General features: G+C 57.0%; 19 protein-coding genes. 9 read left to right on the top strand and 10 right to left on the bottom strand.

Going from position 1 to position 25,579, the window contains the following annotated elements; all coding sequences use genetic code 11:
- Positions 1-6 precede the first annotated feature (6 nt).
- The 6 genes from topA to gltX are packed head-to-tail and all read right to left on the bottom strand — an operon-like array spanning position 7 to position 8,269.
- Positions 7-2,700 (bottom strand): type I DNA topoisomerase, encoded by a 2,694-nt coding sequence (gene topA, locus QQM41_RS02175; RefSeq protein ID WP_339077589.1) that lies wholly within the window; start codon positions 2,698-2,700, stop codon positions 7-9.
- 29 nt (positions 2,701-2,729) lie between these two features.
- Entirely contained in the window at positions 2,730-3,968 is a 1,239-nt protein-coding gene (gene dprA, locus QQM41_RS02170; RefSeq protein WP_339077588.1) for a DNA-processing protein DprA, read from the bottom strand.
- Between the two features lie 30 nt (positions 3,969-3,998).
- The gene (gene plsY / locus QQM41_RS02165; RefSeq protein ID WP_050819464.1) at positions 3,999-4,640 is read right to left on the bottom strand and encodes a glycerol-3-phosphate 1-O-acyltransferase PlsY; all 642 of its coding nucleotides are present in this window, start codon (positions 4,638-4,640) and stop codon (positions 3,999-4,001) included.
- Positions 4,640-5,932, bottom strand: coding sequence for a dihydroorotase (locus QQM41_RS02160; protein ID WP_339077587.1), 1,293 nt, complete (start codon positions 5,930-5,932; stop codon positions 4,640-4,642). The genes plsY and QQM41_RS02160 overlap by 1 nt, the downstream gene beginning before the upstream one ends.
- Positions 5,929-6,870: an aspartate carbamoyltransferase catalytic subunit gene (locus QQM41_RS02155; RefSeq protein ID WP_003628385.1), complete on the bottom strand. Its 942-nt coding sequence runs from the start codon at positions 6,868-6,870 to the stop codon at positions 5,929-5,931. Before QQM41_RS02155 ends, QQM41_RS02160 begins: the two co-directional genes overlap by 4 nt.
- Positions 6,863-8,269: a glutamate--tRNA ligase gene (gltX, locus tag QQM41_RS02150; RefSeq protein WP_050820368.1), complete on the bottom strand. Its 1,407-nt coding sequence runs from the start codon at positions 8,267-8,269 to the stop codon at positions 6,863-6,865. The genes QQM41_RS02155 and gltX overlap by 8 nt, the downstream gene beginning before the upstream one ends.
- 38 nt (positions 8,270-8,307) lie before the next feature.
- Here gltX and QQM41_RS02145 point away from each other — a divergent pair, with 38 nt between their 5' ends.
- Positions 8,308-10,506: a ComEC/Rec2 family competence protein gene (locus tag QQM41_RS02145; protein WP_339077586.1), complete on the top strand. Its 2,199-nt coding sequence runs from the start codon at positions 8,308-8,310 to the stop codon at positions 10,504-10,506.
- Positions 10,507-10,516: 10 nt separating this feature from the next.
- Here QQM41_RS02145 and QQM41_RS02140 read toward each other — a convergent pair whose 3' ends face one another.
- On the bottom strand, positions 10,517-10,855 hold the full coding sequence (locus QQM41_RS02140) for a carboxymuconolactone decarboxylase family protein (protein WP_050819467.1): 339 nt from the start codon (positions 10,853-10,855) through the stop codon (positions 10,517-10,519).
- A 17-nt stretch (positions 10,856-10,872) separates the two neighbouring features.
- Here QQM41_RS02140 and zapE point away from each other — a divergent pair, with 17 nt between their 5' ends.
- The 5 genes from zapE to QQM41_RS02115 all read left to right on the top strand — a co-directional run bounded on the left by zapE (position 10,873) and on the right by QQM41_RS02115 (position 19,565).
- Positions 10,873-12,222, top strand: coding sequence for a cell division protein ZapE (gene zapE / locus QQM41_RS02135; RefSeq protein ID WP_339077585.1), 1,350 nt, complete (start codon positions 10,873-10,875; stop codon positions 12,220-12,222).
- Positions 12,223-12,431: 209 nt separating this feature from the next.
- Complete coding sequence (locus QQM41_RS02130) at positions 12,432-15,305, top strand: 2-oxoglutarate dehydrogenase E1 component (RefSeq protein WP_128105066.1); 2,874 nt, start codon at positions 12,432-12,434, stop codon at positions 15,303-15,305.
- A gap of 110 nt (positions 15,306-15,415) precedes the next feature.
- Complete coding sequence (gene odhB / locus QQM41_RS02125; protein ID WP_339077584.1) at positions 15,416-16,660, top strand: 2-oxoglutarate dehydrogenase complex dihydrolipoyllysine-residue succinyltransferase; 1,245 nt, start codon at positions 15,416-15,418, stop codon at positions 16,658-16,660.
- Between the two features lie 80 nt (positions 16,661-16,740).
- Positions 16,741-18,465 carry a dihydrolipoyl dehydrogenase gene (gene lpdA, locus QQM41_RS02120; RefSeq protein ID WP_339077583.1) on the top strand — a complete coding sequence of 575 codons (1,725 nt, stop codon included), beginning with the start codon at positions 16,741-16,743 and terminating at the stop codon, positions 18,463-18,465.
- A 65-nt stretch (positions 18,466-18,530) separates the two neighbouring features.
- Entirely contained in the window at positions 18,531-19,565 is a 1,035-nt protein-coding gene (locus QQM41_RS02115; RefSeq protein ID WP_050819472.1) for a L,D-transpeptidase, read from the top strand.
- Positions 19,566-19,709: 144 nt separating this feature from the next.
- Here the strand turns inward: QQM41_RS02115 and QQM41_RS02110 are convergent, their stop codons facing one another.
- Complete coding sequence (locus tag QQM41_RS02110; RefSeq protein ID WP_080986766.1) at positions 19,710-20,195, bottom strand: DUF3597 domain-containing protein; 486 nt, start codon at positions 20,193-20,195, stop codon at positions 19,710-19,712.
- Between the two features lie 174 nt (positions 20,196-20,369).
- Entirely contained in the window at positions 20,370-21,659 is a 1,290-nt protein-coding gene (gene ahcY / locus QQM41_RS02105) for an adenosylhomocysteinase (protein ID WP_003628366.1), read from the bottom strand.
- A 181-nt stretch (positions 21,660-21,840) separates the two neighbouring features.
- Here ahcY and QQM41_RS02100 point away from each other — a divergent pair, with 181 nt between their 5' ends.
- Positions 21,841-22,551: a 1-acyl-sn-glycerol-3-phosphate acyltransferase gene (locus QQM41_RS02100; RefSeq protein ID WP_128105068.1), complete on the top strand. Its 711-nt coding sequence runs from the start codon at positions 21,841-21,843 to the stop codon at positions 22,549-22,551.
- Between the two features lie 342 nt (positions 22,552-22,893).
- Positions 22,894-23,970 carry a DUF2125 domain-containing protein gene (locus tag QQM41_RS02095; RefSeq protein ID WP_339077582.1) on the top strand — a complete coding sequence of 359 codons (1,077 nt, stop codon included), beginning with the start codon at positions 22,894-22,896 and terminating at the stop codon, positions 23,968-23,970.
- A 10-nt stretch (positions 23,971-23,980) separates the two neighbouring features.
- Here QQM41_RS02095 and gloB read toward each other — a convergent pair whose 3' ends face one another.
- Entirely contained in the window at positions 23,981-24,706 is a 726-nt protein-coding gene (gene gloB / locus QQM41_RS02090; protein ID WP_339077581.1) for a hydroxyacylglutathione hydrolase, read from the bottom strand.
- An 82-nt stretch (positions 24,707-24,788) separates the two neighbouring features.
- On the opposite strand from gloB, the gene QQM41_RS02085 reads away from it, so the two are divergent.
- Complete coding sequence (locus QQM41_RS02085; protein ID WP_339077580.1) at positions 24,789-25,562, top strand: methyltransferase domain-containing protein; 774 nt, start codon at positions 24,789-24,791, stop codon at positions 25,560-25,562.
- Positions 25,563-25,579 lie beyond the last annotated feature (17 nt).

The raw sequence follows: 25,579 nt of genomic DNA, 5'->3' as shown, positions 1-25,579 counted from the left end.
GATGAATTACTCGGTCTCGGCTTTTTTCTTGCGTGTTGTGGTGGTGGCCTTCTTTTTAGCGGGCGCCTTTTTCTTGGGTGCCGCTTTTTCCTCACCTTCTGCATCAGCCTTGGCTGTGCTTTTGGTTGCGGTTTTCTTTTTGGCCGCCGTTTTGGTGGTGGTGGCCTTCTTTTTGGCGCCAGCCTTGGCTTTTAGGGGCTTGCCCTTATCTGCCAACAAGGCCACGGCCTCATCCAGCGTTACGGCATCCATATCCGTGCCGCGCGGCAGGGTGGCCACTATCTGACCATGCTGCACATACGGGCCAAAACGGCCCTTACGCACCATAACCGGTTCGCCATCCTTGGGGTGCACGCCCAGATTGCGGATGGAAGCCAGCTTTTTAGCCAGCGCATCCACAGCGCGGTTCAGGCCGATGGTCAGAACATCATCGTCCTTGTCCAGCGAACCATACACCGCGCCCATTTTTACAAACGGACCAAAGCGCCCAAGCCCGGCCTGAATGGGCTCACCCGTTTCGGGGTGAATACCAATAAGGCGCGGCAGGGAGAGCAGGCCAAGGGCCTGATCCAGCGTAATGCTTTCCCCATTGATGTTTTTGGGCAGGGAGGCACGTTTGGGCTTGGCCTTTTTGTCTTCCGGGTTAGGTTCACCCTGCTGCACATACAGGCCCCACGGGCCTTGGCGCACGGTAATATCCTCACCCGTTTCCGGGTTCTGGCCCAAAAGGCGCATGCCATCCTTAAGGGCGGCATCATCACCTTCTTCTGCGCTATCAGCCGTTAGGCGGCGGGTGTATTGGCATTCCGGGTAATTGGAACAGCCAATAAACGCACCATAACGGCCCAGCTTCAGCCCAAGGCGGCCTGTGCCGCAGGAGGGGCAAATCCGTGGGTCTGATCCATCCGCCCGTTCGGGGAAGAAGAATGGCCCCAAGTCTTTATCGAGCGCATTGAGCACATCGGTAATGGTGAGTTCCTTGGTACCGGAAACGGCTTTGGAAAAATCATTCCAGAACGCGGCCAGAACCTGCTTCCACTGCGCACGGCCACCGGAAATATCATCCAGCAGTTCTTCAAGGCTGGCGGTAAAGCCCGTATCCACATACCGCTCAAAGAACGAGACAAGGAAGGCCGTAACCAGCCGCCCGCGTGCTTCGGGAATAAAGCGGCGGTTTTCTAGGCGCACATAGCTGCGGTCCTGCAACACGGTCAGAATGGAAGCGTAGGTGGATGGGCGACCAATGCCCAGCTCTTCCATTTTTTTCACCAGCGATGCTTCGGAATAACGCGGCGGCGGCTGGGTGAAGTGCTGCTCGGCATCCACCTTTTCGCGCTTGAGCGGGTCTTTTTCCTGCATGCTGGGCAGCATGCGGGCATCATCATCCGCCGCTTTTTCCGTATCATCGCGCCCTTCACGGTAGAGCTTGAGAAAGCCCTCAAACGTGATGATGGAGCCATTGGCACGCAGCACGGTCTGGCCGGAGGGGCCTGCAATATCTACCGCTACCTGATCCAGCGATGCGGATTCCATCTGGCTGGCAACAGCACGCTTCCACACCAGTTCGTACAACCGGCGCTGGTCATTGTTCAGGAACCGGGCAACGGATTCGGGCGTGCGGGACACATCGGTCGGGCGCACGGCTTCATGCGCTTCCTGCGCGTTCTTGACCTTGGAGGTATAGATACGCGGCTTGGCAGGCACGTATTCGGTGCCAATTTTCTGGCCGATATGCTGGCGGATAGCGTTAATGGCTTCCTGCGCCATCGTCACGCCATCGGTTCGCATATAGGTGATCAAACCTACGGTTTCACCGCCCAGATCCATCCCTTCATAAAGCTGCTGGGCGGTGCGCATGGTGGTTTGCGCGCTCATGCCCAACTTGCGGGAGGCTTCCTGCTGCAAGGTGGAGGTCGTGAATGGCGGTTGCGGGTTACGGCGAACCTTGCGGCGTTCGATAGATTTTACAGCAAGGTTTTCAGCTTCCACCGCCTTTTTGGCGGCCTCGGCCAGTTCCGCATTGTGCAGATCAAACTGATCCAGCTTTTTGCCGTTCAGATGTGTCAGCCGTGCGGTAAAGGCAGCACCTGCGGGGGTGAGCAGCGATGCAATAACGCTCCAGTATTCCCGCGGTTTGAAAACCTCAATCTCGGCTTCGCGCTCACAGATCAGGCGCAGCGCCACAGATTGCACACGCCCCGCACTGCGAGAGCCCGGAAGCTTGCGCCACAATACGGGGGAAAGCGTAAAGCCCACCAGATAATCCAGCGCCCGGCGGGCCAGATAGGCCTCAATCAGCGGGAAATCCAGATCTCGCGGGTGCTCCATGGCGTAGCGGATGGCGGACTTGGTAATTTCGTTAAACGTAACGCGCTGAACGTCCACACCTTTCAGGGCTTTGCGTTCTTCCAGCATGGCGCGCACATGCCACGAAATGGCTTCACCCTCACGGTCCGGGTCAGTGGCCAGATACAGTCGGTGGGCCCCTTTAAGTGCTTTGGCAATGGCGGCAACCTGCTTCATGCCCCGCTCATCAGACTGCCACTTCATGGCAAAGTCTTCATCCGGCAGCACGGAGCCATCCTTGGGTGGCAGATCGCGCACATGCCCGAAGGAGGCCAGCACCGTGTAGCCATCACCCAGATATTTGTTGATCGTTTTTGCCTTTGCGGGCGATTCGACCACAACAACGTCAGTCATACTCTCTCCGACCTGCCTGCAAGCAGCACTTACCCTGCCGTTTCTGCCTGATTATCCGCCAGACCGACCATGCCCCCAGAATAAGTGGAGACGCAGCCCGAAAGCTCAAGTTCCGTGAGCGCGACAAGCACGGCAGAAGCCGAGAACTGGCAGCGCCTAATCAGATCGTCAACCGCTATGGGCGTAAAGGAGAGGAGCGAAAGCAGGTTTTCACGCACATCTTGCGCGGTGGAAGCCGCTGAAAAATGCGGTTTTAGGGGGATTGGCTCTTTTTCATCCACATTTTGGGGAGAAGCAAAAAATGTAGGCTCAGGAGGGTCTGAAACAAAAGGCAGACCGGTTTGAGCAGGGGATGCAGATTTTTTCTGGCGTGGAGCAGAAACGCTGGAGAGGGGTACTGTAGAACCAGCAGGGAGAGGGATGACTGGTGGTAAATGCGGCAAAATATCTGCCACACTTTCTGTAAGAATAGCGCCGTTACGCAAAAGATTGTTACTGCCCCGGCAGCGCGGGTCTAGCGGTGATCCGGGAACGGCAAATAATTCCCGCCCGTAATCCACCACCATGCGCGCAGTAATAAGTGTGCCAGAATGGGGCGCAGCTTCCACCACCACACAGCCAAGGCCCAAGCCTGCAATAAGCCGGTTGCGGCGTGGAAAGTGGCGGGCCAAAGGGGCCGTGCCCAATGGGGCTTCTGTTACCACGGCACCTTTTTGGGCAATTTCTGCCTGAAGGCTGGCGTTTTCTGGCGGGTAGGGGCAATCCAGCCCGCCAGCAATGGCGGCAATGGTGCAGCCTTGCCGATGCAGCGCACCTTTGTGGGCAGCTTTATCAATACCGCGCGCCAAGCCGGAAATAACGCTTAGCTCAGCTTCAACCAGTTCTGTAGCAAGGCTTTCTGCCAGCCGCATACCTTGTGCCGATGCATTGCGCGCGCCCACAATGCTCACCCCCGCACGGCTGAGGCATGAAACATCGCCCAGAACACTCAGCACAGGTGGCGCATCTGGAATCTGGCGTAAAAAGGCAGGGTAATCTGCATCAAAAAGTGTGAGGAAACAGCCACCCATCTGCAAGGTGGCGTCTATTTCGCGCATCACCACATCCATGGGCGGTATAACCGGTTGGTTACGCCCGCGCACAGGCAGATAAGGCAGGGCTTCCAGCGCTTCTGCGGCAGAGCCGTATTTATCTACCAGTTTCCGCCATGTGCGGGGGCCAACCTGTTCGGTACGTGCCAGACGAAGGCAGGCGGGCAGGGATGTCATGCTTGGGTAATCAGGCAGCCAAATTGCAGATCACGGCTTTTTTTCGCCAATCCGCGGCTCTTTTCCGCTGAAAATGCGGACAATGTTTTCATGATGCCGCGCAATCACCAACACGCTGATAAGCACCGCAGCCAAAGGCTTGGGGGAAGCCTGAAAGGAAAAGCCATAAAGTGCCAGCAACACCACCGGCATGATGATGAAGGCAGCCAAAGCCCCGGCAGAGGAAATACGCGTGAGCTTGGCCACACCCAGCCACGTGGCGCAGCCAGCCAGCCCGGTAAGCGGAGAAAGAGCCAGCATGGCACCCAGCCCGGTTGCAACACCTTTACCGCCCTTAAACCCCAGAAATATTGGGTAGCAATGCCCCACCACAGCGGCCAGAGCGGCCACGGTTACGGTGCGGTCTGAAAAATCAGGCGGGGTCATAATCCAGGCAATGGCAACCGCCAGAAAGCCCTTGGCTGCATCCAGCAGCAGCGTTGCGGCGGCCAGATCCTTACGGCCTGTGCGCAAGACATTGGTAGCCCCGATATTGCCGGAACCGATTTTGCGCAAATCTCCCGCACCAGCCAGATTGGTGAGGAGCAGGCCAAAAGGCACGCTGCCCAGCGTGTACCCCATGAACGCCATGGCCGCGACAAGCTTTAAGGCATAGGGAGGCAGGGATTCCATTATGCCTGCCCTGCCTCATACACCCGGCGGCCTGCTTTCCATGTGCCCAGCACACGGCCTTCTAACGGGCGGCCATCAAAAGGTGTGTTTTGTGCACGGCCCGGCAGTTTGCCGGCTTCCACCAGCCAGCTTTGTTCGGGGTCGAAAAGGCACAGATCAGCCGCAGCCCCTATAGCCAGCGTGCCGCATTCTGCACCAAGCAACTGCGCAGGGCGATGGGTGAGCAGGGAAAGTGCCTGAGGCAGCGTGAGCGTGCCATCATGCACACGTGCCAGCGTAACACCCAGAAGCGTTACCAAGCCTGTGCCACCGGTTGCGGCCTGCGCAAAGGGCAGGCGCTTGTCATCCGCATCACGCGGGAGATGGTCCGAGCCAACGGCGTCTATGGTGCCATCAGCCAGCGCGGCGCAAATGGCCAGCCGATCATCCTCGCTCCGCAATGGGGGGGAGAACTTGGCGTAGGTGCGGAAATCACCAATCGTGTTTTCGTTCAGATCAAAATACGGCGGCGCGGTATCACAGGTTACGTTCAGCCCGCGTTCCTTGGCTTGGCGGATAAGGGCCACGCCTTCACCGGTGGAAACATGGGCAAAATGCAGGCGTCCGCCCGTAAGTTCTGCCAGACGAATATCCCGTGCAATCATGATGGCTTCTGCCGCGGCCGGAATACCGGGCAGGCCTAGCCGTGTGGCCAAAGCCCCAGCCGTGGCGCAGCCTGAGCCTGCCAGCGAGGGTTCTTCTGGGTGCTGCACAATCATGGCCCCAAAGCCGCTGGCGTAGGAAAGGGCCAGCCGCATCAGGCGTGCGGGGTCTAGCGCACATGCGCCATCTGTAAAGGCTACGGCACCGGCTTCGTGCAGCAGGCCAATTTCTGCCAGTTCCTTGCCTTCGCACCCTTTGGTAAGGGCACCGTAGGGCAAAATGGTAATGGCTCCGGTTTCTTCCCCACGGGTGCGGAGCATGCGCACAAGGGCCGGGTTATCTATGGCCGGTTTGCAGGTGGGCAGCACGGCAAGGGTGGTAATGCCCCCAGCAGAAGCGGCCCGTGCGGCGGAAGAAACGGTTTCACGGTATTCGTATCCCGGTTCACCAATTTCTACGCGCATGTCCACAAGGCCGGGGCATAGCACGGCATTTTTGCCATCAATAACGGTGGCTTCTTCCGGTGCACCTTCGGCACCGGCTTTATCCGTGCCGGCAATCACACCATCGCGCACCAGCAGGCGGCCGGGTTGGTCCAGCCCGGATGCGGGGTCTATCAGGCGGACGTTTTCAAATAAAAGGGTATTCATGCGGCGGGCCTGCTGCGGGTAAGGCGGTCCAGAACGGCCATGCGTACGGCAACGCCCATTTCAACCTGTTCCTGAATGACGCTCTGGCTGGAATCAGCGACAAGACTGTCTATTTCCACCCCACGGTTCATGGGGCCGGGGTGCATAACCAGCGCATTCTTGCGGGCCAACTGCAACCGGCGCTGATCCAGCCCGAAAAAGCGGAAATATTCACGCGCGCTGGGGATAAGGCCGGAGGACATGCGCTCACGCTGCAAACGCAGCATCATCACCACATCCACGTCCTGCAGGCCTTCTTCCATATTGTGGAAGATTTCCACCCCGCGCTGCTTCATGGCGCCGGGCACCAGCGTTGGCGGGCCAACAAGCCGCACCGTGCTGCCCATGCCTGTCAGCAGGAAGATGTTGGAGCGCGCCACGCGGGAATGTGAAACATCCCCACAAATGGCCACTTTCAGCCCACCCAACGTGCCCAAGTGGCGGCGAATGGTCAGCGCATCCAGCAGGGCCTGTGTGGGGTGCTCGTGCATGCCATCACCAGCGTTGACCACGCTGGCTTCCACCTTTTGCGCCAGCAGGGCCGGTGCGCCGGATTGAGAATGACGCACCACCAGCAGGTCTGTCCGCATGGCGTTGAGCGTTGCGGCTGTGTCCAGCAGGGTTTCACCCTTGTTCACTGAAGACTGGGCAACGGACATATTGATAACGTCCGCCCCCAAACGCTTGCCCGCCAGCTCAAAAGAGGTGCGGGTGCGCGTGCTGTCCTCAAAGAACAGGTTGATAAGGGTGCGCCCCCGCAGCACATCACGCGGCACCTTGCGGGAGCGGTTGAGCAGGGCATAGCTTTCGGCCAGATCCAGCAAAGGCTCGATCTGGTCGGGCGTCATGCCTTCCAGCCCGAGCAGATGCCGGGTGTGGCGGCCGGGAAAGCTAGCCATGCAGAACGGCTCCCAAACGGGCGAGGGTTTCATCCTTGCCCAGTGCTTGCAGGGTGGCATCAATGCCGGGGGAGGTGTTGGAGCCTGTTACGGCAGCGCGCACAGGCTGGGCCACCTTGCCCAGCTTCAACTCATGCTTTTCAGCAAAGTTGCGCAGGGTGGTATCAATGGCTTCTGGCGTAAAGTCCGGCACAGCGGCCAGATCACGCGCCAGTTCACCCAGCATGGTGCGGGCTTCTGGCGTCAACAGTTTTTGCGCTTTGTCATTAAACGTCAGCGGCACCTGACGGCCAAGGAAAGCCGCACTTTCTGCCAGTTCCACCAGCGTGCGTGCGCGTTCCTTCAGCCCCGGCATCAGGGCGGCCACGCGTGCGCGGGTGGTTTCATCCACGCTTACGCCGTCCATCTTTTTAAAGCGTTCCATTACATCATTGGTCAGGCGTTCATCATCCGCCTGCCGCAGCCATACGGCGTTGATGTGCAGCAGCTTGGCGTAATCCATGCGGGAAGGAGAGCGGCCAACGCCATCAATATCAAACAGCTTGATCTGCTCTTCACGCGAGAGGATTTCCGCATCCCCGTGGCCCCAGCCCAGACGCAGCAGGTAGTTGCACAGAGCTTCGGGCAGGTAGCCCATTTCACGGAATTCCACCACAGATTGCGCGCCGTGGCGTTTGGAAAGCTTGGCACCATCGGGGCCATGAATAAGCGGCAGATGCCCAAAGCGTGGCAGATCCCACCCCATGGCGCGGTAGATCATGGCTTGGCGGAAGGTGTTGGTCAGATGGTCATCACCACGGATCACGTGGGTAATGGCCATATCGTGGTCATCCACCACAACGGCGTGCTGATAGGTGGGTGTGCCATCGGACCGCAGGATGATCATGTCATCCAGTTCGGCATTGGCAACGCGCACTTCACCCTGCACGAGGTCATTAATTGTGGCTTCCCCTTCACGCGGGGCTTTAATACGCACGGCAAAAGGTGCGCCAGCCGGGGCTTCGGATGGGTCACGGTCCCGCCACATGCCGTTATAGCGCGGGGGCAGGCCTTTGGCCTTGGCGTCCTCACGCATTTGGTGCAGCTCTTCAGGCGTGCAGTAGCATTTATAGGCCAGGCCCTTTTCCAGCAGCTCAAGGGCCACTTCCCGGTGCCGATCCTCGCGCGAGGACTGGAAAACGGGTTCTTCATCCGGTTCAATCCCCATCCAGGCCAGACCGTCAAAAATAACGTCTACAGCCTGTTGGGTGGAACGCTCACGGTCGGTATCCTCAATACGCAGGAGGAACTCGCCGCCGTGATGACGGGCAAAGAGGAAATTGAACAGGGCTGCGCGGGCGTTGCCAATATGCAGCAGGCCTGTAGGACTCGGAGCGAAGCGTGTACGGATGGTGGTCATGGGGTGGTTCCATACCATGCGCAAGCGCAAGGAGCCATATGCCACGCCTGATGTTACACCTGCATTCTTTACTTGTTCAGGAACAAAGGCAGCTGGTGCTGTGGGCACCGGTGGGCTTGGCGCTGGGTGCGGTGCTGTATTTTGGCCTGTTGCGTACAGAACCCAGCCTGCTGGAGGGTTTTGTGCTGCCGTGCGGTGTGGCTGTGCTGGCCAGCATTGCGGCGTGGTGTGTGCGTTATTCACTTTGGGGGCGTCTGCTCTGGGGCGGGTGCATAACTGTGGCCCTTGGGTTTGCCGCAGCTTGGGGTGGCACGCACAGGCATACGCCCATGCCCGATTTGCCCCGCTTTGCTACAGAAATATCCGGCACAGTGCAGGCCATAGCCCTGTTGCCACCAGTAGATGGTACGGATGCACCGTTTGAGCGCAGAGTAGATCTGGCTCAGGCCGTTTTTTACAATGCGTTAAATGACGGCATGCCGCCCTTACGCCGCGTGCTTTCTGTATATCTCCAACCCACGGATTCTGTTGCGTTACAGGTGGGCGATCATCTGCGCGTAAAGGCTCTTTTGCAGCCACCACCATTTCCAGCACTTCCCGGTGCGCGAGACAGGCAGTTTGAGGCATGGTTTGCCAATCAGGCGGGGAGTGGCCGGGCTTTGGGGCATGTGCAGCTTGTTGCAATGGTGCAAACGGGGCAGAGCCATAAACTGCAACTGTGGTTTGAAAGCCTGCGCGAACGCATGAATGCGCGCATCCACGCGGTTTTATCCGGCCCGGAGGGTGGCGTGGCGGCCACCGTGCTGGTTGGGGCTTCCGAAACTGTAGAAAAACAGGTGCGGGAAGATTTTGCAGCCTCTGGCTTGGCGCATCTTCTGGCTGTTGCGGGGCTGCATCTGGGTATTGTGATGGGCCTTGTTATGGCAGCAGGCCGCCTGCTTTTGGCTACAACAGAATACACAGCCTTGCGCTGGCCCTGTAAGGCCTTGGCCGCTTTATGTGCTTGGGGCGTAGGGCTGGTTTATGTGCTGCTTACGGGGGCACATCTTCCCGCCCAACGCAGCCTGTTAATGGCCGCAGTGGCCGTGTTGGGCATTGCGGCAGGGCGGCGTGTTGTTTCCATGCGCGGTTTGGCGGTGGCGGCTTGTGTGCTGGTGCTGTGTATGCCGCAGATGGCGATGGGTGTGGCGTTTCAGATGTCCATGGCGGCGGTTATGGCGCTGGTGGCCGGGTATGAGGTGTTGCAGCCAAAACTTACGCGCTGGCGCGCCAGCACAACGGGGTTTGGGCACTGGCTGGCATGGCATGGTGCTGTTTTGGCATTAACCAGTGTGCTGGCAGGTTGTGCCACCTTGCCGGTGGCCATGGCGCATTTTGGCGTTATTCAGCCATTTTTTGTGGTGGCCAACATGGTGGCCGTGCCGCTGATGGCTGTGTGGATTATGCCGTTTGGCCTGCTAGCCCTGGGCTTGATGCCCCTGCATATGGATACCCCGTTTTTGTGGCTGATGGGCGCAGGTATCCGTCCCGTTATATGGCTGGCGCATATGGTGGCGCACTGGCCTGCCGCGCGCGTGGCTGTACCGCACATGCCGGGGTGGGGGGTGCTGGCCGTTATGCTGGGCTTGTGCTGGATATGTTTATGGCGGCAGTACTGGCGCTGGGGTGGCTGCGCCGGTTTGGTGTTGGGCATGGCAAGCCCATGGCTTGTGGTGCAGCCAGATGTGGTTATCAGCCCAGATGGTGGGCTGGTGGGGGTGCGGGATTCTGGCAAGGTCTATGTTATTGGCCAATCTCGTGCGCTGCGGCCCATTATGCAGGCATGGGGGCAATATTTTGCCCAACCCGTAGAGATGTTTCCGCCGGAGGGAGAAACGCCCGATGGCGCGCTAACATGCGGGGCAGAAGATACGCCAGATACCTGCGTGGCTCTGCTGCGCGGGCAGGATGTGGTGGTGCGCCGGCAGGATGCCTCGGACGGGCGAGAGCCATTGCCTGCCGGTATCTGCACGGGGGCGGATGTGGTTATCAGCACTGCCCCCTTACGCGCTTCCTGCCTGAATGTGCCGATAAGGCTGGATCGGTTTTCAGCGTGGGAAAACGGGGCAGAAGCGATATTTCTGCATAAAAGTGGCAATGTGGTCAGAACAGATCGTGCATGGCGCGGGCAACGCCCGTGGGTATTAAAGCCCGGTGGCCACGGTATGCCTGTTCTGCCACTGGCCCCTTCTGAATAAGTAAGGGGACTTACTCCGGCGTATCTTCAAACGCTTCCATCACGCGGCTGGAATAAACAAGTGCTGCCCCGGCATTTAGCGCCACGGCAACGCCAAGGGCTTCGGCAATTTCTTCCTTACTGGCACCGGCTTTTTTGGCGGCTGCAGAATGTACGGCAATGCACCCATCGCACCGGGTGGTAACGGCTACGGCCAGCGCAATCAGTTCACGCGTTTTGTCATCCAGATGCTTTTTTTCTGGCAGGGGTGTTTCCAGCGTTTGCAGCCCTTTAAGAGTGTTGGGTGTTAGGGACGCCAGCGTTTTGACATTCTGTGCCATGTTTGCACGGTAAGCAGTCCAGTCTGTCATGATCGCCTCTCTGAATTATGTGGTCTAAACCGATCACAACTGCATCAGATGTGGCGCTTTTTGTCACGACACGGTTAGGAGAGGCTTGTACGCTTGCGGAATGTGCGGTGGAGCCGTTATCGGGCAGGATTATGACACAGACAGACATGAACGGGGCATCAGCCGCAACACGGCTGGGGCCATTGGCAGTTTACCAGCAGCGCATTGCAGCAGGGGAACTCAAGAGTGATCCAGACCAGCTGCGTGTAATAACGCGGCTGAACACCTTGTGGCAGGAACTGGCAACCATGCCAGCTTTGGCTGCACCAAAGCCCGCGCAGGGGGTGGAAAGCAAGGCCAAAGGCTTGCTGGCCGGGTTGGCCCGCAGGTTGCGCCCGCAGGCAGATACATCTGCCACGCGCCCGGCGCGCCCGCGTGGGCTGTATATTGTGGGCCGTGTGGGGCGCGGCAAAACCATGGTGATGGATCTGTTCTACGCCTGCGCGCCCGTGCAGAAAAAGGAGCGCATCCATTTTTTGCGCTTCATGCAGGATGTGCACCGTGATCTGCATGATCTTAAAGCCGCCAACCCCAATATGGCAGACCCCATTCCGCCGCTGGCCAAAATCATTGCCAGCAAGGCGCAGCTTCTGTGCTTTGATGAGTTTCAGGTGAACGACATTGCCGATGCCATGATTTTGGGCCGGCTGTTTGAGGCCCTGTTTGCCAATGGGGTGGTGATTGTGGCCACCTCCAACACAGAACCTTCGCAGTTGTTTCAGAACCGCCCCGGCGCAGATGCGTTTAAACCGTTTATTGCCGTTATCCAGCGTGAACTGGATACGATTGAGCTGGATTCGCCGCGTGATTACCGCCGGGGGCGGGAGCAGGATCGTGAAACATGGCTTGTGCCTGCGGATTCTCAGGCCAAAAGCAGGCTGGACAGAATTTTTGCCCGCTATGCAGGAGATGAAAAGGCAGGCCCGGTGGACCTGAAGTTCAGCGGACGGGTGTTTGAGGTGGATCAGGCAGCGGGCCCGGTGTGCCGGTTTGATTTCAACTCTTTGTGTGGCAAGCCGCGTGGGCCGAACGATTATCTGGCGCTGGCCAAGCGCTTTCCGGTGGTGATTGTCGATAACATTCCAAGCATGGGGCAGGATGATGCCAACCTGGCCCGGCGCTTCATCACGCTTATAGATGCCTTGTACGACAACGGAAATCTGCTGTTTGCCTCGGCTGATGCCCAGCCCGACCAACTGTTTACAGATGGAGATGGCGCAGACGCATTTGCACGCACGGCATCACGTCTCGCTGAGATGGGAAGTGAAAGCTGGCTGGAGCATGGGGCGCAGGCTGCGCAACAGGCCCACAGCCTCGCTAGAGCGTGACATCCCACGCCCTTGTTCCCGCCACATACGCGGTCTAGCTCTTTGATACAGAACAAGCCGGAAGCGGGATGGCTTTCCGGCAAAAAGGACACAGGGGACGCTCCGCGCTATGGGGCGGAGTGAAGAAAAAATGGTCCGGTTTACGGTGGAGAACGACGCAATATCTGGCCAACGGCGCGTATGTGCCCCGTGGCAAGGAGGAATGTGAGATGGCGGTTTCGGACGTACTGGCAACCGCTCTTAACGGTGCCAATATCGCTTACCTTGCGGATCTGTATGCCCAGTGGGCCAAAGATCCCAAAAGTGTGGATCCGTCCTTCGATATTCTGTTCAGCTCACTGGGCGATGATGAAGCCGCAGTGCTGAAGGATGCCGTTGGAGCCTCTTGGGCGCCACGCCCTTCCATTATCACGGGGGATGAACCCGCACCTGCTCCAAAAGGAAAAGGTGGCCCGGCTGGTGGGTTGGCCGCGCAGGATAGTCTGGCCATTGCCCGGCTGATCCGTGCGTATCGTGAATACGGCCATCTGGAAGCCTCGCTTGATCCGCTAGGCCTGAAGGAACCTCATAAAACCGAGGAACTGGACCCCGCCACATACGGTTTTGGTGAAAAAGACCTGAACCGCGAAGTGTTCATTGGGTCTCTGCTTGATCCGTTGCTCAAGGGCAAGAACACGGCCAAGGTTTCCGAGGTTATTGCGGCACTCCGTTCTGTGTATTGCGAAAGCATTGGCGCGGAATACATGTATGCCCGTAACCACGAGCAGCGCGAATGGCTGCGCAAGCGGTTGGAAGGTGATAACTGGCGCGCCCACGTAACGGTGGAAGAGCAGAAGGTTATCTTGGCCAACCTGACAGAAGCCGAAGGTTTTGAGGCGTTCTGCCAAAAGCGCTACGTGGGTGCCAAGCGTTTTGGTCTGGAAGGGGGCGAAATCTCCATTCCATCCCTGCACGCCATTATTGATTCATGTGCCAGTCAGGGGGTGACATCCGTTGCCATCGGCATGGCGCATCGTGGCCGTTTGAACACGCTGGTTAACGTGGTGCGCAAGCCTTACGTGGCCATCTTTAACGAATTTGCCGGTGGCTCCTTCAAGCCCGACAATGTTGAAGGTTCTGGCGACGTTAAATACCACCTTGGCTCCTCCACAGATGTGGATGTGGCAGGCAAGGCGGTGCATATCTCGCTCCAGCCCAACCCTTCTCATCTGGAAGCGGTGGATCCGGTTGTGTGCGGCAAGGTGCGTGCCATTCAGGATGATGCGGGCGATACGGAAAAACGCCTGTCCAGCCTTGGCATTATCATCCACGGCGATGCCGCATTTGCCGGGCAGGGCATTGTTTACGAAACCTTCGCCATGTCCCAACTGCCGGGCTACCGCACGGGTGGCACCATCCATATGGTGGTGAACAACCAGATTGGCTTTACCACCAATCCGGAATGTGGGCATTCGGGTGTTTACGGCACCGATGTTGCAAAATCCATTGAAGCCCCCGTGCTGCATGTGAACGGTGATGATGCCGAGGCGGTAATTTACGTTTCTCGCCTTGCAGCAGATTACCGTCAGGCTTTTGCAAGTGACATTGTGCTGGATATCGTGTGCTATCGTCGCCACGGGCATAATGAAACGGATGAGCCAGTCTTCACTCAGCCGGTCATGTACAAAGCCATTGCCGCGCATGATACGCCGCACACGCTTTATGCAAAACGCCTTGTAAAAGCAGGTGTTGTGACGGATGACGAAGTGAAGGCCCAGTGGGATGCCTTCCACGCCAAGCTGGATGAAGATTACAAAGCTGCCCAGTCTTACAAGGTGAACAAGGCAGACTGGCTGGAAGGTGGCTGGAAAGGCCTGGTCGCTGCCGGGCATGATCCGGAACGCGCCTTCCCTGAAACGGGTGTTGCACTGGATGCGCTGCGCAAGATTGGCGAAGCCATTACAAAAGTGCCAGAAGGCTTCAACCTGAATTCCAAAATAGCCCGCCAGCTCAAGGCCAAGGCAAACATGTTCAGCACGGGTGAAGGGTTTGACTGGGCAACCGGTGAGGCTATGGGTTTTGGCTCCCTGCTGCTGGATGGCCACCGCGTGCGTCTTTCTGGTGAAGATTGCCAGCGCGGCACGTTCAGCCAGCGTCATGCCGTATGGACGGATCAGGTTAACCAGACACCGTTTACGCCGCTGAACCATATTCAGGACAAGCAGGCAAAAATCGAAATCTGGAACTCGCTTCTTTCAGAATATGGCGTGCTTGGGTTTGAATACGGATATTCCGTGCGCAACCCACAAACGTTGGTGCTGTGGGAAGCCCAGTTTGGTGATTTTGCCAACTGTGCGCAGGTGATTATCGATCAGTTCATTGCCTCGGGTGAAACCAAGTGGCTGCGTATGTCCGGTTTGGTCATGCTGCTGCCGCATGGTTACGAAGGGCAGGGGCCGGAGCATTCTTCTGCCCGTCTGGAACGTTATCTTCAGCTTTGTGCTGAAAATAACATGTTTGTTTGCAACATCACCACGCCAGCAAACTACTTCCACGCCCTGCGCCGCCAGCTCAAGCTGGATTACCGCAAGCCGATGATCTTGATGGAGCCCAAGTCTCTGCTGCGGCACAAACTTGCGGTTTCCGCTCTGGCAGATTTTGGCCCGGGCACACGCTTCAAACCCGTGATTGGCGAAATTGATGATCTGGGCGCCGATAACAAGGTGCGCCGCGTGGTGATCTGCTCTGGCAAGGTCTATTACGATCTGCTGGCCGAGCGCCGGGAAAAAGGCATTAAGGATGTTGCCATCCTGCGTCTGGAACAACTCTACCCTTTCCCGGAAGCAGCCCTTGCCGCCGAACTTAAGCGCTATCCTGAAGCAGACATTGTCTGGTGTCAGGAAGAAACGGAAAATGGCGGTGCATGGCATTTTGCAGACAGGCGGATTGAAGCAGCCCTTGTTGCCGCAGGCCATAAGGCCGGCCGCCCGCAATATGTGGGCCGCGCCGCAGCTGCCAGCCCGGCCACCGGCCTTGCCCGTATTCATGCGGCAGAGCAGGCGGATCTGGTTGAACGCGCATTGGGGCTGAAAAAGTCTGGCTGAACCGGATTAGGCTGAATTGAAGAAAATAGCCCGCAAATACGGGCGCACCCCCGGTGCCATTGCCAAAAGTTAAAGTGGTACCGGGGATTTAAAAGAAGATGGGGAACAGGATGTCTGTCGAGATCAAGGTGCCGACACTGGGTGAAAGCGTAACCACAGCAACCGTGGCCAAATGGCTGAAGCAGCCGGGCGAAGCGGTGCAGGCAGATGAACCGATTGTTGAGCTGGAAACAGATAAGGTGAGCGTAGAAGTTTCTGCGCCGCAGGCTGGTATTCTGGGCCCACAGGCTGCCAAGGAAGACCAGGAAGTGGAAGTAGGCGCACTGCTGACCACGCTGGAACCCGCCAAGGCCGGCGCTGCACCAGCCGCCAAAGCCGCTGCCCCGGAAAAGAAGGCTGAACCCGTGGCCGCTGCCGCTTCGGCAAAAGCAGCCGCACCAGCACCTAAGGCCGCAGCACCTGCTCCGGCAGTAGATGCCGGCGCAGCCCTGCCCGCAGCCCGCAAGATGATGGCTGAAAACGGCCTGAGCGCACAGCAGCTTGGTGCAGGTACGGGCCTTGGTGGCCGCATTACCAAGGGTGATGTGCTGGGCTTTTTGGCCAACCCGCAGGCTGCAACACCAGCCGCCGCCCCCAAGCCGCCGCGTAATGATGACCCGCGTGAAGAACGCGTGAAGATGACACGCCTGCGCCGCACCATTGCCCGCCGCCTGAAGGAAGCACAGAACACGGCGGCCATGCTGACAACGTTTAATGAAATCGACATGTCCGGCGCCATGGCGCTGCGTGCCGAATATCAGGACTCGTTTGTTAAAAAGCACGGTGTCAAGCTGGGCTATATGTCCATCTTCTCCCGCGCTGTTGTGGCTGCTTTGAAAGAGTTCCCGGCCATTAACGCAGAAATTGACGGTGATGATGTCATCTACCGTGATTTCGTAAACCTCGGCATTGCCGTGGGTGGGCCAAACGGGCTGGTGGTGCCGGTTATCCGTGATGCCGACAAGATGAGCTATGCCGAAATTGAAAAAACCATTGCAGGTTTTGGCAAGGCTGCGCGTGAAGGCACGTTAAAGCTGGATCAGCTTTCTGGCGGCACCTTCTCCATCACCAATGGCGGTATTTACGGTTCTCTGCTGTCCACCCCCATCCTGAACGCACCGCAGTCCGGTATTCTGGGCATGCACTCCATTCAGGAACGCCCGGTGGCCGTGAACGGGCAGGTGGTGATCCGCCCGATGATGTATATTGCCCTTTCTTATGATCACCGCATTGTAGATGGCAAGGAAGCCGTCAGCTTCCTTGTGCGGGTGAAGCAGAACGTGGAAGACCCACGCCGCCTTCTGATTGAAGTCTGATAGCGCGGTTGCCGAAGGGGTGAATACGTGCCCCTTCGGCCAATTTTTCTGCATATCCCTACGTGAGCGAGACGAGACCCATGCCTATTGAAATTAAAGTTCCCACACTTGGAGAAAGCGTTACGACCGCCACGGTGGGGAAGTGGCTGAAGCAGCCGGGTGAAGCTGTAAAAGTAGATGAACCAGTTGTTGAGCTGGAAACAGATAAAGTAAGCGTGGAAGTGCCTGCTCCGGCATCTGGCCGGCTTGAAAATCATGCCGTCAAAGAAGGTGATGAAGTAGAAGTGGGCGTTGTGCTGGCTACGCTGGAAGCCGGTGCCGCTGGTTCTGCACCCGCTGCAAAAGCGGCACCTGCTGCCAAGGCAGAGGAAGCCAAACCAGCCGCAGCCGCCGCACCTGCAGCGCAGGCCCCGGCAGAAACAGATTACGATGTGGTGGTTATTGGTGCTGGCCCCGGTGGGTATGTGTGCGCCATTCGTGCTGCACAGCTTGGTTTTAAAGTGGCGTGTGTGGAACAGCGCGCAACACTTGGTGGCACCTGCCTGAATGTGGGTTGTATTCCGTCCAAGGCGCTGCTTCAGTCTTCTGAAAACTATCATGCAGCCGGGCATGATTTTGCCGCGCATGGTGTGGTGATTGATAGCGTAAAGCTGGATCTGGCCCGTATGCAGGCCCGTAAGGCAGATATTGTGGGCGCCAACGTGAAGGGCGTTGAATATCTGTTCAAGAAGAACGGCATCACCTGGCTGAAAGGCCACGGTAAGGTGGAAGGCACAGGCCACCTGAGCGTGGATGGCAAGCCGGTAACTGCCAAGCACATTGTTATTGCCAGTGGCAGCAACAGCGCCAACCTGCCGGGCATTGAGATAGATGAGAAAGTGATTGTCACCTCCACCGGTGCGCTGGAACTTTCCGAAGTGCCCAAGCGCCTTGTGGTGATTGGTGGCGGCGTGATCGGTCTGGAACTTGGCAGCGTATGGGGCCGCTTGGGTGCCGATGTAACCGTTGTTGAATTCCTTGATCGTCTGGTGCCGGGCACGGATAACGAAGTGGCCTCCCAGTTCCAGAAGCTGCTGGTGAAGCAGGGCTTCAAGATGAAGCTGGGCCATAAGGTGACCAAGGCCGAAAAAACCAAAAAAGGCGTGGTACTGACGGTTGAACCTGCAGCTGGTGGCGCTGCCGAAACGCTTGAGGCCGATGTGGTTCTGGTTGCTGTTGGCCGCACGGCTGCCAGCAAGAACATGGGGCTGGAAGAAGCCGGTATTGCGCTGGATAAGCGTGGCCGTGTTGAGGTGGATGCCCATTACGCTACCAACGTGCCGGGCATTTACGCCATTGGCGATGTAATTGCAGGCCCCATGCTGGCCCACAAGGCAGAAGAAGAAGGCGTAGCCTTGGCAGAACTGCTGGCTGGTCAGGCTGGGCATGTTAATTACGATGCCATTCCGGGTGTGATTTACACATGGCCGGAAGTTGCTTCCGTTGGCTTTACGGAAGAGCAGCTTAAAGAAAAGGGCGTGGCTTATAAAATCGGCAAGTTCCCCTTCATGGCCAATGGCCGTGCCCGCGCTTTGGGCATGACGGATGGCTTTGTAAAGGTGCTGGCAGATAAGCAGACAGACCGCGTTCTGGGTGTGCACATTATTGGCCCATGTGCTGGCGAACTGATTGCCGAAGCCACAATGGCCATTGAATTTGGGGCCTCTGCCGAAGATATCGGCCGCGTGTGCCACGCACATCCAACCCTGAGTGAAGCCGTGAAGGAAGCCGCGTTGGGCGCTGACAACCGCGCGATCAACATCTGAAAGTTTCCTTCTAGCTGAAAGTGGTGCCATACTCTCTCCTATTCAGAAGATGGGAGAGAGGTGGCATGTTCGTGCCAAGGCATCCAACTGTATGGGCAATGGCTGGCAGCCTGCTTTTGGCGCCAGGTGGGTTTGCTGCGGCCCAAACGCCTATGCCTGATGCAGCCTCTCAAACCGAAGAATCCCGGCCAGAAAAATCATCCATACAAGGTGATGGGGCGCAAACTCCGGCTCCCACGCAGGAAGCGCCGGATGGCCATGTGCCGTACACACCACCGCCAGAGGAAGCCGCGCAGCTTCCCCCCATGCCTGTGGTGGATAATGAGGAAGCCCGTAAGGAAGCCGATAGCCTTACGCGGGATTTCCGGCATGAAGTGCCCGTAGCCCTTAAAGTTTCAACCGCACGTAAAACCGCATGGATTGCACTGGCCCGCCAGCAGTTGGAGCAAGCGGGTTACGTTATTGATCGGCCACAGGTGCTGGTGGTGGTGGATCGTAATCCTTCAGTGCAGCGCCTGTGCCTGATTCTGGCCCTGCCGAATGATCCGGACTGGCAGGTTATTGGCAGCACCAAGGTTTCTACGGGCACTACGGGGCGCAAGTATTATTATATTACGCCCACCGGGGTGTTTACCAACACGGCAGATCGGCTTGGCTACCGCGCACTTGGCACCAAAAATGAAAACGGCATTCGCGGTAACGGTATCAAGGGCATGCGGGTGTGGGATTTTGGCTGGCAGTGGGCTGAAAAAGGCTGGCTGCCCAGCCGGGAAAAAGGCCAGATCCGGCTGGAAATGCACGCAACAGATCCCGTTTATCTGGAGCAACGGCTTGGCCATACGGCATCTGAAGGCTGCATTCGTATTCCGGCATCGTTAAACGTGTTTATTGATAAGCACGGCCTGATAGATGCGGAATATGAGCAATGGGCTGCCGTGGATATGCGCTTTAAAGCCTTGTTGCGGCCAGACAGAAAACCCACCGCAATTTCAGGCGTCGCTGTGGTAGTGGTGGATTCGGCTGATTATCACCCGGATTCAGATAAAACCGCAGCCCTTAAGGAAAATGCAGGCCCATCCAAATTAGCTGCGCGTGGGTAATTTTACAGCGGGCAGGGCGTAAAGTTTGGTGGCTGAAAACAAATGCCGCCTGTGCCTGCCTTGCACCGCAACAAAAAGGCGTGCCGCCCGAAAGCAGCACGCCTTTTTGTTTTAACCGGTAAAACTGGTTTTTCTTACCAGATATTACAGGCCAGCAGGCACTTTACCGCCGTTTTCGGCCAGTTTCTGGCGTACTTCTTTAATCAGCCATACGTTCATGGTGGCGCTATCGTTCGTGTCACCCGTATAACCCAGTTCGCCAGCCAGTTTCTTGCGGGCATCCAGGGAGCTGTCGAGGCCCAGAAGCTTCAGCAGATCCACAATGGATTCCTGCCAGTTCAGGTTCTGGCCATTTTTTGCAGCCATATCGGCCAGCACGGCATCAACATTTACCGGTGTGCCAGCAGGCGGAATGGAGCCCGGAGCCGCAGCGGCAGCAGCAGAAGGCTGTGCACCAGCGTTGGCAGGGGATGTGGTGTCTGGCGTGGCAGCCTTGGCATGATGGAAAATGGCGGAGAGAATGGAGCCAAAAATGCTCATGTTCAGAAATCCTTTCGCAAGAGCCAGCATGACTTTTACAATACAAGAAGCAGAATGCTTAAAGGCAAGCCATGCAATACCCTTAAGCATACAGCAGCATTGCTTGTTGCATAGAGCGCTTAATGCTTTCTGAATATTAAGTTTTTTTACAAGACATGGCCGGAAAAAGGCAGCCTATACCGCACAGGCAAAGCTGGTAGTACATAAAAAAGGGATATGGGCCAACTGGTGGCCCATACCCCTTTTGTGCACCGATTTAAAAAATCAGTAGCGGTAGTCGTGGTGCTTGAACGGGCCGTTAACGTGCACGCCAATATATTCGGCCTGCTCTTTGTTCAGCTTGCTCAGATGTGCGCCAACCTTGGCCAGATGCAGGGCAGCAACCTTTTCATCCAGCTTTTTGGGCAGGGTGTACACCTTGGCTTCGTATTTACCTTCCGGCGCTGTCCACAGTTCAATCTGGGCCAGTGTCTGGTTGGTGAAGGAAGCAGACATCACAAAGGAGGGGTGGCCCGTGGCGTTGCCAAGGTTCACCAAACGGCCTTCGGACAGAACAATCAGGCGCTTGCCATCGGGGAACACAACTTCGTCCACCTGCGGCTTGATGTTGTCCCACGTGAAGTTACGCAGCGCGTTGATCTGAATTTCAGAATCAAAGTGCCCGATGTTGCACACAATGGCGCGGTTTTTCATGGCGCGCATGTGGTCAAGCGTAATCACGTCCACGTTGCCGGTGGCGGTTACAAAGATGTCACCACGGGGGGCACCTTCTTCCATCGTCACCACTTCGTAGCCTTCCATGGCGGCCTGAAGAGCGCAGATGGGGTCTACTTCCGTAACCAGAACGCGGCAGCCTGCATTGCGCAGGGAAGCAGCAGAACCTTTACCCACATCACCATAACCGGCAACAACGGCAACCTTGCCAGCCATCATCACGTCTGTGCCACGGCGGATGGCGTCCACCAGGCTTTCACGGCAGCCATACAGGTTATCGAACTTGGATTTGGTAACGCTGTCGTTCACGTTAATGGCCGGAACCTTCAGCGTGCCTTTTTTCTGCATTTCCCACAGGCGGTGCACACCTGTTGTGGTTTCTTCAGAAAGGCCTTTCACGTTGGCCAGCAGTTCGGGGTATTTGTCGTGCATCAGCACGGTCAGATCACCGCCGTCATCCAGAATCATGTTCGGGGTCCAGCCATCGGGGCCCTTCACTGTCTGTTCAATGCACCACCAGAATTCTTCTTCCGACAGGCCTTTCCATGCAAATACGGGAATGCCCGCAGCAGCAATGGCAGCCGCAGCGTGGTCCTGCGTAGAGAAGATGTTGCAAGATGACCAACGCACCGTGGCGCCAAGGGCCACCAGTGTTTCAATCAGCACGGCGGTCTGGATGGTCATGTGCAGGCAGCCGGCAATGCGTGCGCCTTTCAGCGGCTTGCTCTGGCCGTATTCCTCGCGCAGGGCCATCAGGCCGGGCATTTCGCCTTCGGCAATGGAAATTTCCTTGCGGCCCCACTCAGCGAGAGAGAGATCCTTAACCTTGTAATCGCTCATATTATCCTGTCTTCCTGTGCAGATCGGGCTTTTCTATACAGCGTGGGGCAGGTGGATGCCAGCCGAAACCGGCATGGCAGATGCAGCCCCTGCATGCTTGCCGCTTGCATATGGGCTTTTTTTCTGGTGTCCAGATGCAACATGTCCTGAATGATCTTTAAGACTACGCCGGGTTTTTTGAATGTCTGTGCTCCGTTCCGTTCTGTTTAACGTTCTGGCTTTTCTGCTTACGCTGCTTATGGGCGTTGGGGCTTTTCCCATTCGCTGGTTTGCGCATGGGTTGGCGTTGCCTTATGCAAAATTGTGGTCTCGGCTTGTTTTGGCGCTGTTTCGCAGTATTTGCGGCGTAAAGGTGGAAATTACTGGGCTGGAGCATCTGCCCGCCAAGGGGCCGGCACTTATTGCATCTCAGCATCAATCCGCTTTTGATACGCTGGTGTGGATGCTGCTGCTGCCCCGGCCATGTTATGTGATGAAGGGTGAACTGCGGCGTATTCCCCTGCTTGGCCCCATGCTGGTTTTAACCGGCATGATGCCTATTGAGCGTGCAGCAGGGGCCAAGGCCATGCGCATGCTGTTGCAGGAAACAGACAAAGCCCTGAAGGCAGACAGGCAGATCATTATTTTCCCTGAAGGCACACGCACGGCACCGGGTGAGCACGTAGCACTTAAACCGGGCATTGCCGCCATGGCCAACCACGCCAAACTGCCGGTTATTCCGGTTGCTACCAATTCTGGCCTGTTCTGGGGGCGCAATGCGTTTTTCAAACGCTCTGGCGTTTTGCACATAGCCATTGGCCCAGCCGTAGGCCCAGCCAAGCGCGCGGCCTTGCTGGCAGATATTGAGGCTGGATGGCGTGAACAGGAAAAAACATTTCAGCCCATAGCCTGAGAGCAGGGGATAAAAACTGCACAAAAGCATGTGGATAACTTTGTGGAATTTCTTTTGCCCATATGGGTGGGTGCATCAGTAATCGGGCGTCTTTTTCTGTAAATATCTGTAAAATGCAAATTGAATACTTTGTAAATTTTTTGTGAATGACAAAACTGTCGCGTTTTTGTCTTTCATATCAAGGGCTTTTTTTAGAAGGTGCCTTCCCCTGCAAAAAACAGCATCAGGTTTTCCCTCCAACTTGGTGCGAATATGACAGAATAAGGGCGCAGTCCCCTTACCTGTGGATAAAAGGCGGGACTCTGTGGGAAACCGCCATGAATGTTCAGGAAAAGGGTGTGAATGAAAAAAGCGTTTCTTAATGTTGCGGCAGGTGCTGGTGGCTGCTTTCTGGTTTTAAGTGGCTATTGGTGGGCAAGTGCGCAGTATCTGCAAAAACAGGCAGATAATATGCCATCTGGGTGTCAGGCTCATTACACATCTCGCGCTGTAAATGGGTGGCCATGGCGTGCGCGGCTAGATACACAAAACATGCGTATGGTGTGCACGCCATTATTGGCTGCGCGTTCTTCTGCTTTTCAGATCATTTACGCTGCGGCGCGCGTTACGGCAGATACCGCGTTCTGGCGGCCATTTTTCATACATGTGCGGCTGATTAGCCCGATGGTGATGGAAACACTCCATAATGGGCAGGAAGAGGATGACGCTCCTGTTATTCTGCATATGGAGGGAGACCCCATAGAGCTTGACCTTCCGTTAAGTAGAAAGGCGGCGGGCCATGCGGCTTTTCAGGCGCCGTTCCTGCATGTGCTGTTTCCTGCTGGTGCCAGCCATATGGGCGATATGGTGCTGCAAAATGTGCGGGGCAAAGCCTTTTGGAACATGCAGGCAACGCAGGAGCAAAGCACGGCCTCGCTTTTTGTAAAGGCCCAGCGTTGGGGAATAACGGGTTGGCAGACAGTGCTGGAGCATGTGCAGGCTGCCATTGCCATACCCGGGCCAACAACAAGTGTGCGCGAAAGCATTTTTCCATCCAATGGTGCAGCTGCATGGCCAGATGTTCTGGTGCAACGCTTTACAGCCCACTGGCGTGGTTTGAACCTGAACATGACAGGGCAGGTGCGTGGCGGAGAGCTTTTGCGCCCCACGGGTGATTTCTGGCTGAGCGTGGCAAACTGGCAGCCCTTTTTAGAGAGCTTGCGGCGTGAAGGCACACTTTCCGCGCAGGAGGCCACAGGCATGGCCGCCATGTTGGCGCGTGTTACGCGGGAACAGCCGGGTAACCTGCAAATGCCGCTGATGTTGCGTAATGGCACCATGCAGTTGGGAACCCTCCCTGTTTCTGCCTTGCAACCTGTTTTTCAGGCAGCGCGCCATGCCGCGCAGGAAGCCGGAGCGCAAGCCGGGCACGCCCCCTGAACGGAAGTGTTTAGAACGTATCTTTTTCGCGGCGCAGTTGTGCAAAGGTTTGCACGTCCTGCGCGCGTAAAAAGGGGTTGGTGGCGCGTTCCATCCCCAATGTGGAGGGCGCGGTGGGTTTGTTTTCTGCCCGCAGGCGGCGCACTTCGGCCACACGTTCCTTCAGGGCCGCATTATGTGGCTCTGCGTGCAGGGCAAAGGCGCTGTTCCCTAGCGTATATTCGTGCCCACAATAAACGCGCGTTGCATCTGGCAACGCATCCAGCTTGTGCAGGCTTTCAAACATCTGTTCGGCAGTGCCCTCAAACAGTCGGCCACATCCAAGGCTGAACAGCGTATCCCCACAAAATAGAGAGGGCGGGTTGGGGAAGTCATAGCAAATATGCCCCAGCGTATGGCCCGGAACAGCAATAACAGTGCCGATGCACGCACCCACGGCAATGTTTTCTTGATCATGCAGTGCAATATCCAGTGGCGGCATACGCTGTTGTTCGGCGGCCGGCCCAGCCACACGGGCATGATAGCGTTGGCGCAGGGCTTCTGTGCCGCCGGTGTGGTCATGATGATGGTGTGTGAGCAAAATCAGATCCAACCGCCCGCCTTCTTTTTCAATAAAGTTGGCAACGGGGGCAGCTTCTCCTGGGTCTATCACTGCGGTGGTGCCTGTTTCCGTATCACGCAGAAACCACGCGTAATTGTCGGATAGAACGGGAATGGCCTGAACATCCAAAGGCATGAGGAAAGCTCCTGCTGTGAAAGTTTGGGAATAGGGAAGGCAAATCATGACGGGGTCACAAACCGTATGATAGACATGCAGGATGCTTGATGTCATGCCGCCGGAAAGCAGTTTTTACACAACAGCAAGAGGCCAGTGTTTTCTGGCTCTGGTTGGTGAACGCCTGCGCTGGTTCTGGCCAGATCTGGGGCAGCAGCATGCTGTGCTGGGTTTGGGGCATGCCGCGGCTTATCTGGAAAAGCTGGAGAGCGGCAGAAACACGCCAGCCTGTTTGGTTGCGGCCAATGCGCCGCAATGGGATGCGGCATCCATTCCGGGCCGAAGCTGTGTGGTGGATCTGCACGGCTTGCCGTTTCAGCCCGAACAGTTTGACCGCGTGCTTATGGTGCATGCGCTGGATGATCGCAAACAATCCGTGTCTGTTCTGCGGGCCGCCGGGCAGGTGATGAAGCCTGATGGCAGGCTGCTGTTAATTGTGCCCAGCCGTTTTGGTGGCCGGTCGCGGTTGCGGGGCACGCCATTCAGGCACGATGCAGCTTTTTCGCGCCGATGTCTCAAGCAAATGCTGGCTGCGGCCATGCTCAAGCCGGAACAGTGGGATGAAGCCCTTTTTCTGCCCACGGGGGCCATGCGCTGGATGCGCCATAACGGGCGAAAAATGGATATTGCGGGCAAGGTGCTATGCCCCGGCGCAGGTAGCCTGATACTGGTGGAAGCGGTGCGGGATGAGTATTCAGCGCTTTCCCTGCCGGTAAAGCTGCGGCAGCGTTGGCTCTCCCGTTCCCTCTTGCCGGTAAGGGGCACAGCAAAGGCTATACAGGACAGAAAATACGTTTCGCGCATTTCGCGGCGCTGAATAGATTGTCATTAACC

The organism is Acetobacter sp. AC2005 (assembly GCF_037901235.1).
GTDB classification, from domain to species: domain Bacteria; phylum Pseudomonadota; class Alphaproteobacteria; order Acetobacterales; family Acetobacteraceae; genus Acetobacter; species Acetobacter oryzoeni.
The sequence above is the reverse complement of the archived record's forward strand: the minus strand, read 5'-3'. Positions and strand labels throughout refer to the sequence as shown.

Excerpts from the sequence above, each read along its gene's own strand:
- topA (WP_339077589.1), bottom strand. The coding sequence starts at position 2,700 with ATGACTGACGTTGTTGTGGTCGAATCGCCCGCAAAGGCAAAAACGATC.
- dprA (WP_339077588.1), bottom strand. The coding sequence starts at position 3,968 with ATGACATCCCTGCCCGCCTGCCTTCGTCTGGCACGTACCGAACAGGTT.
- plsY (WP_050819464.1), bottom strand. The coding sequence starts at position 4,640 with ATGGAATCCCTGCCTCCCTATGCCTTAAAGCTTGTCGCGGCCATGGCG.
- QQM41_RS02160 (WP_339077587.1), bottom strand. The coding sequence starts at position 5,932 with ATGAATACCCTTTTATTTGAAAACGTCCGCCTGATAGACCCCGCATCC.
- QQM41_RS02155 (WP_003628385.1), bottom strand. The coding sequence starts at position 6,870 with ATGGCTAGCTTTCCCGGCCGCCACACCCGGCATCTGCTCGGGCTGGAA.
- gltX (WP_050820368.1), bottom strand. The coding sequence starts at position 8,269 with ATGACCACCATCCGTACACGCTTCGCTCCGAGTCCTACAGGCCTGCTG.
- QQM41_RS02145 (WP_339077586.1), top strand. The coding sequence starts at position 8,308 with ATGCCACGCCTGATGTTACACCTGCATTCTTTACTTGTTCAGGAACAA.
- QQM41_RS02140 (WP_050819467.1), bottom strand. The coding sequence starts at position 10,855 with ATGACAGACTGGACTGCTTACCGTGCAAACATGGCACAGAATGTCAAA.
- zapE (WP_339077585.1), top strand. The coding sequence starts at position 10,873 with ATGTGGTCTAAACCGATCACAACTGCATCAGATGTGGCGCTTTTTGTC.
- QQM41_RS02130 (WP_128105066.1), top strand. The coding sequence starts at position 12,432 with ATGGCGGTTTCGGACGTACTGGCAACCGCTCTTAACGGTGCCAATATC.
- odhB (WP_339077584.1), top strand. The coding sequence starts at position 15,416 with ATGTCTGTCGAGATCAAGGTGCCGACACTGGGTGAAAGCGTAACCACA.
- lpdA (WP_339077583.1), top strand. The coding sequence starts at position 16,741 with ATGCCTATTGAAATTAAAGTTCCCACACTTGGAGAAAGCGTTACGACC.
- QQM41_RS02115 (WP_050819472.1), top strand. The coding sequence starts at position 18,531 with ATGTTCGTGCCAAGGCATCCAACTGTATGGGCAATGGCTGGCAGCCTG.
- QQM41_RS02110 (WP_080986766.1), bottom strand. The coding sequence starts at position 20,195 with ATGCTTAAGGGTATTGCATGGCTTGCCTTTAAGCATTCTGCTTCTTGT.
- ahcY (WP_003628366.1), bottom strand. The coding sequence starts at position 21,659 with ATGAGCGATTACAAGGTTAAGGATCTCTCTCTCGCTGAGTGGGGCCGC.
- QQM41_RS02100 (WP_128105068.1), top strand. The coding sequence starts at position 21,841 with ATGTCTGTGCTCCGTTCCGTTCTGTTTAACGTTCTGGCTTTTCTGCTT.
- QQM41_RS02095 (WP_339077582.1), top strand. The coding sequence starts at position 22,894 with ATGAAAAAAGCGTTTCTTAATGTTGCGGCAGGTGCTGGTGGCTGCTTT.
- gloB (WP_339077581.1), bottom strand. The coding sequence starts at position 24,706 with ATGCCTTTGGATGTTCAGGCCATTCCCGTTCTATCCGACAATTACGCG.
- QQM41_RS02085 (WP_339077580.1), top strand. The coding sequence starts at position 24,789 with ATGCTTGATGTCATGCCGCCGGAAAGCAGTTTTTACACAACAGCAAGA.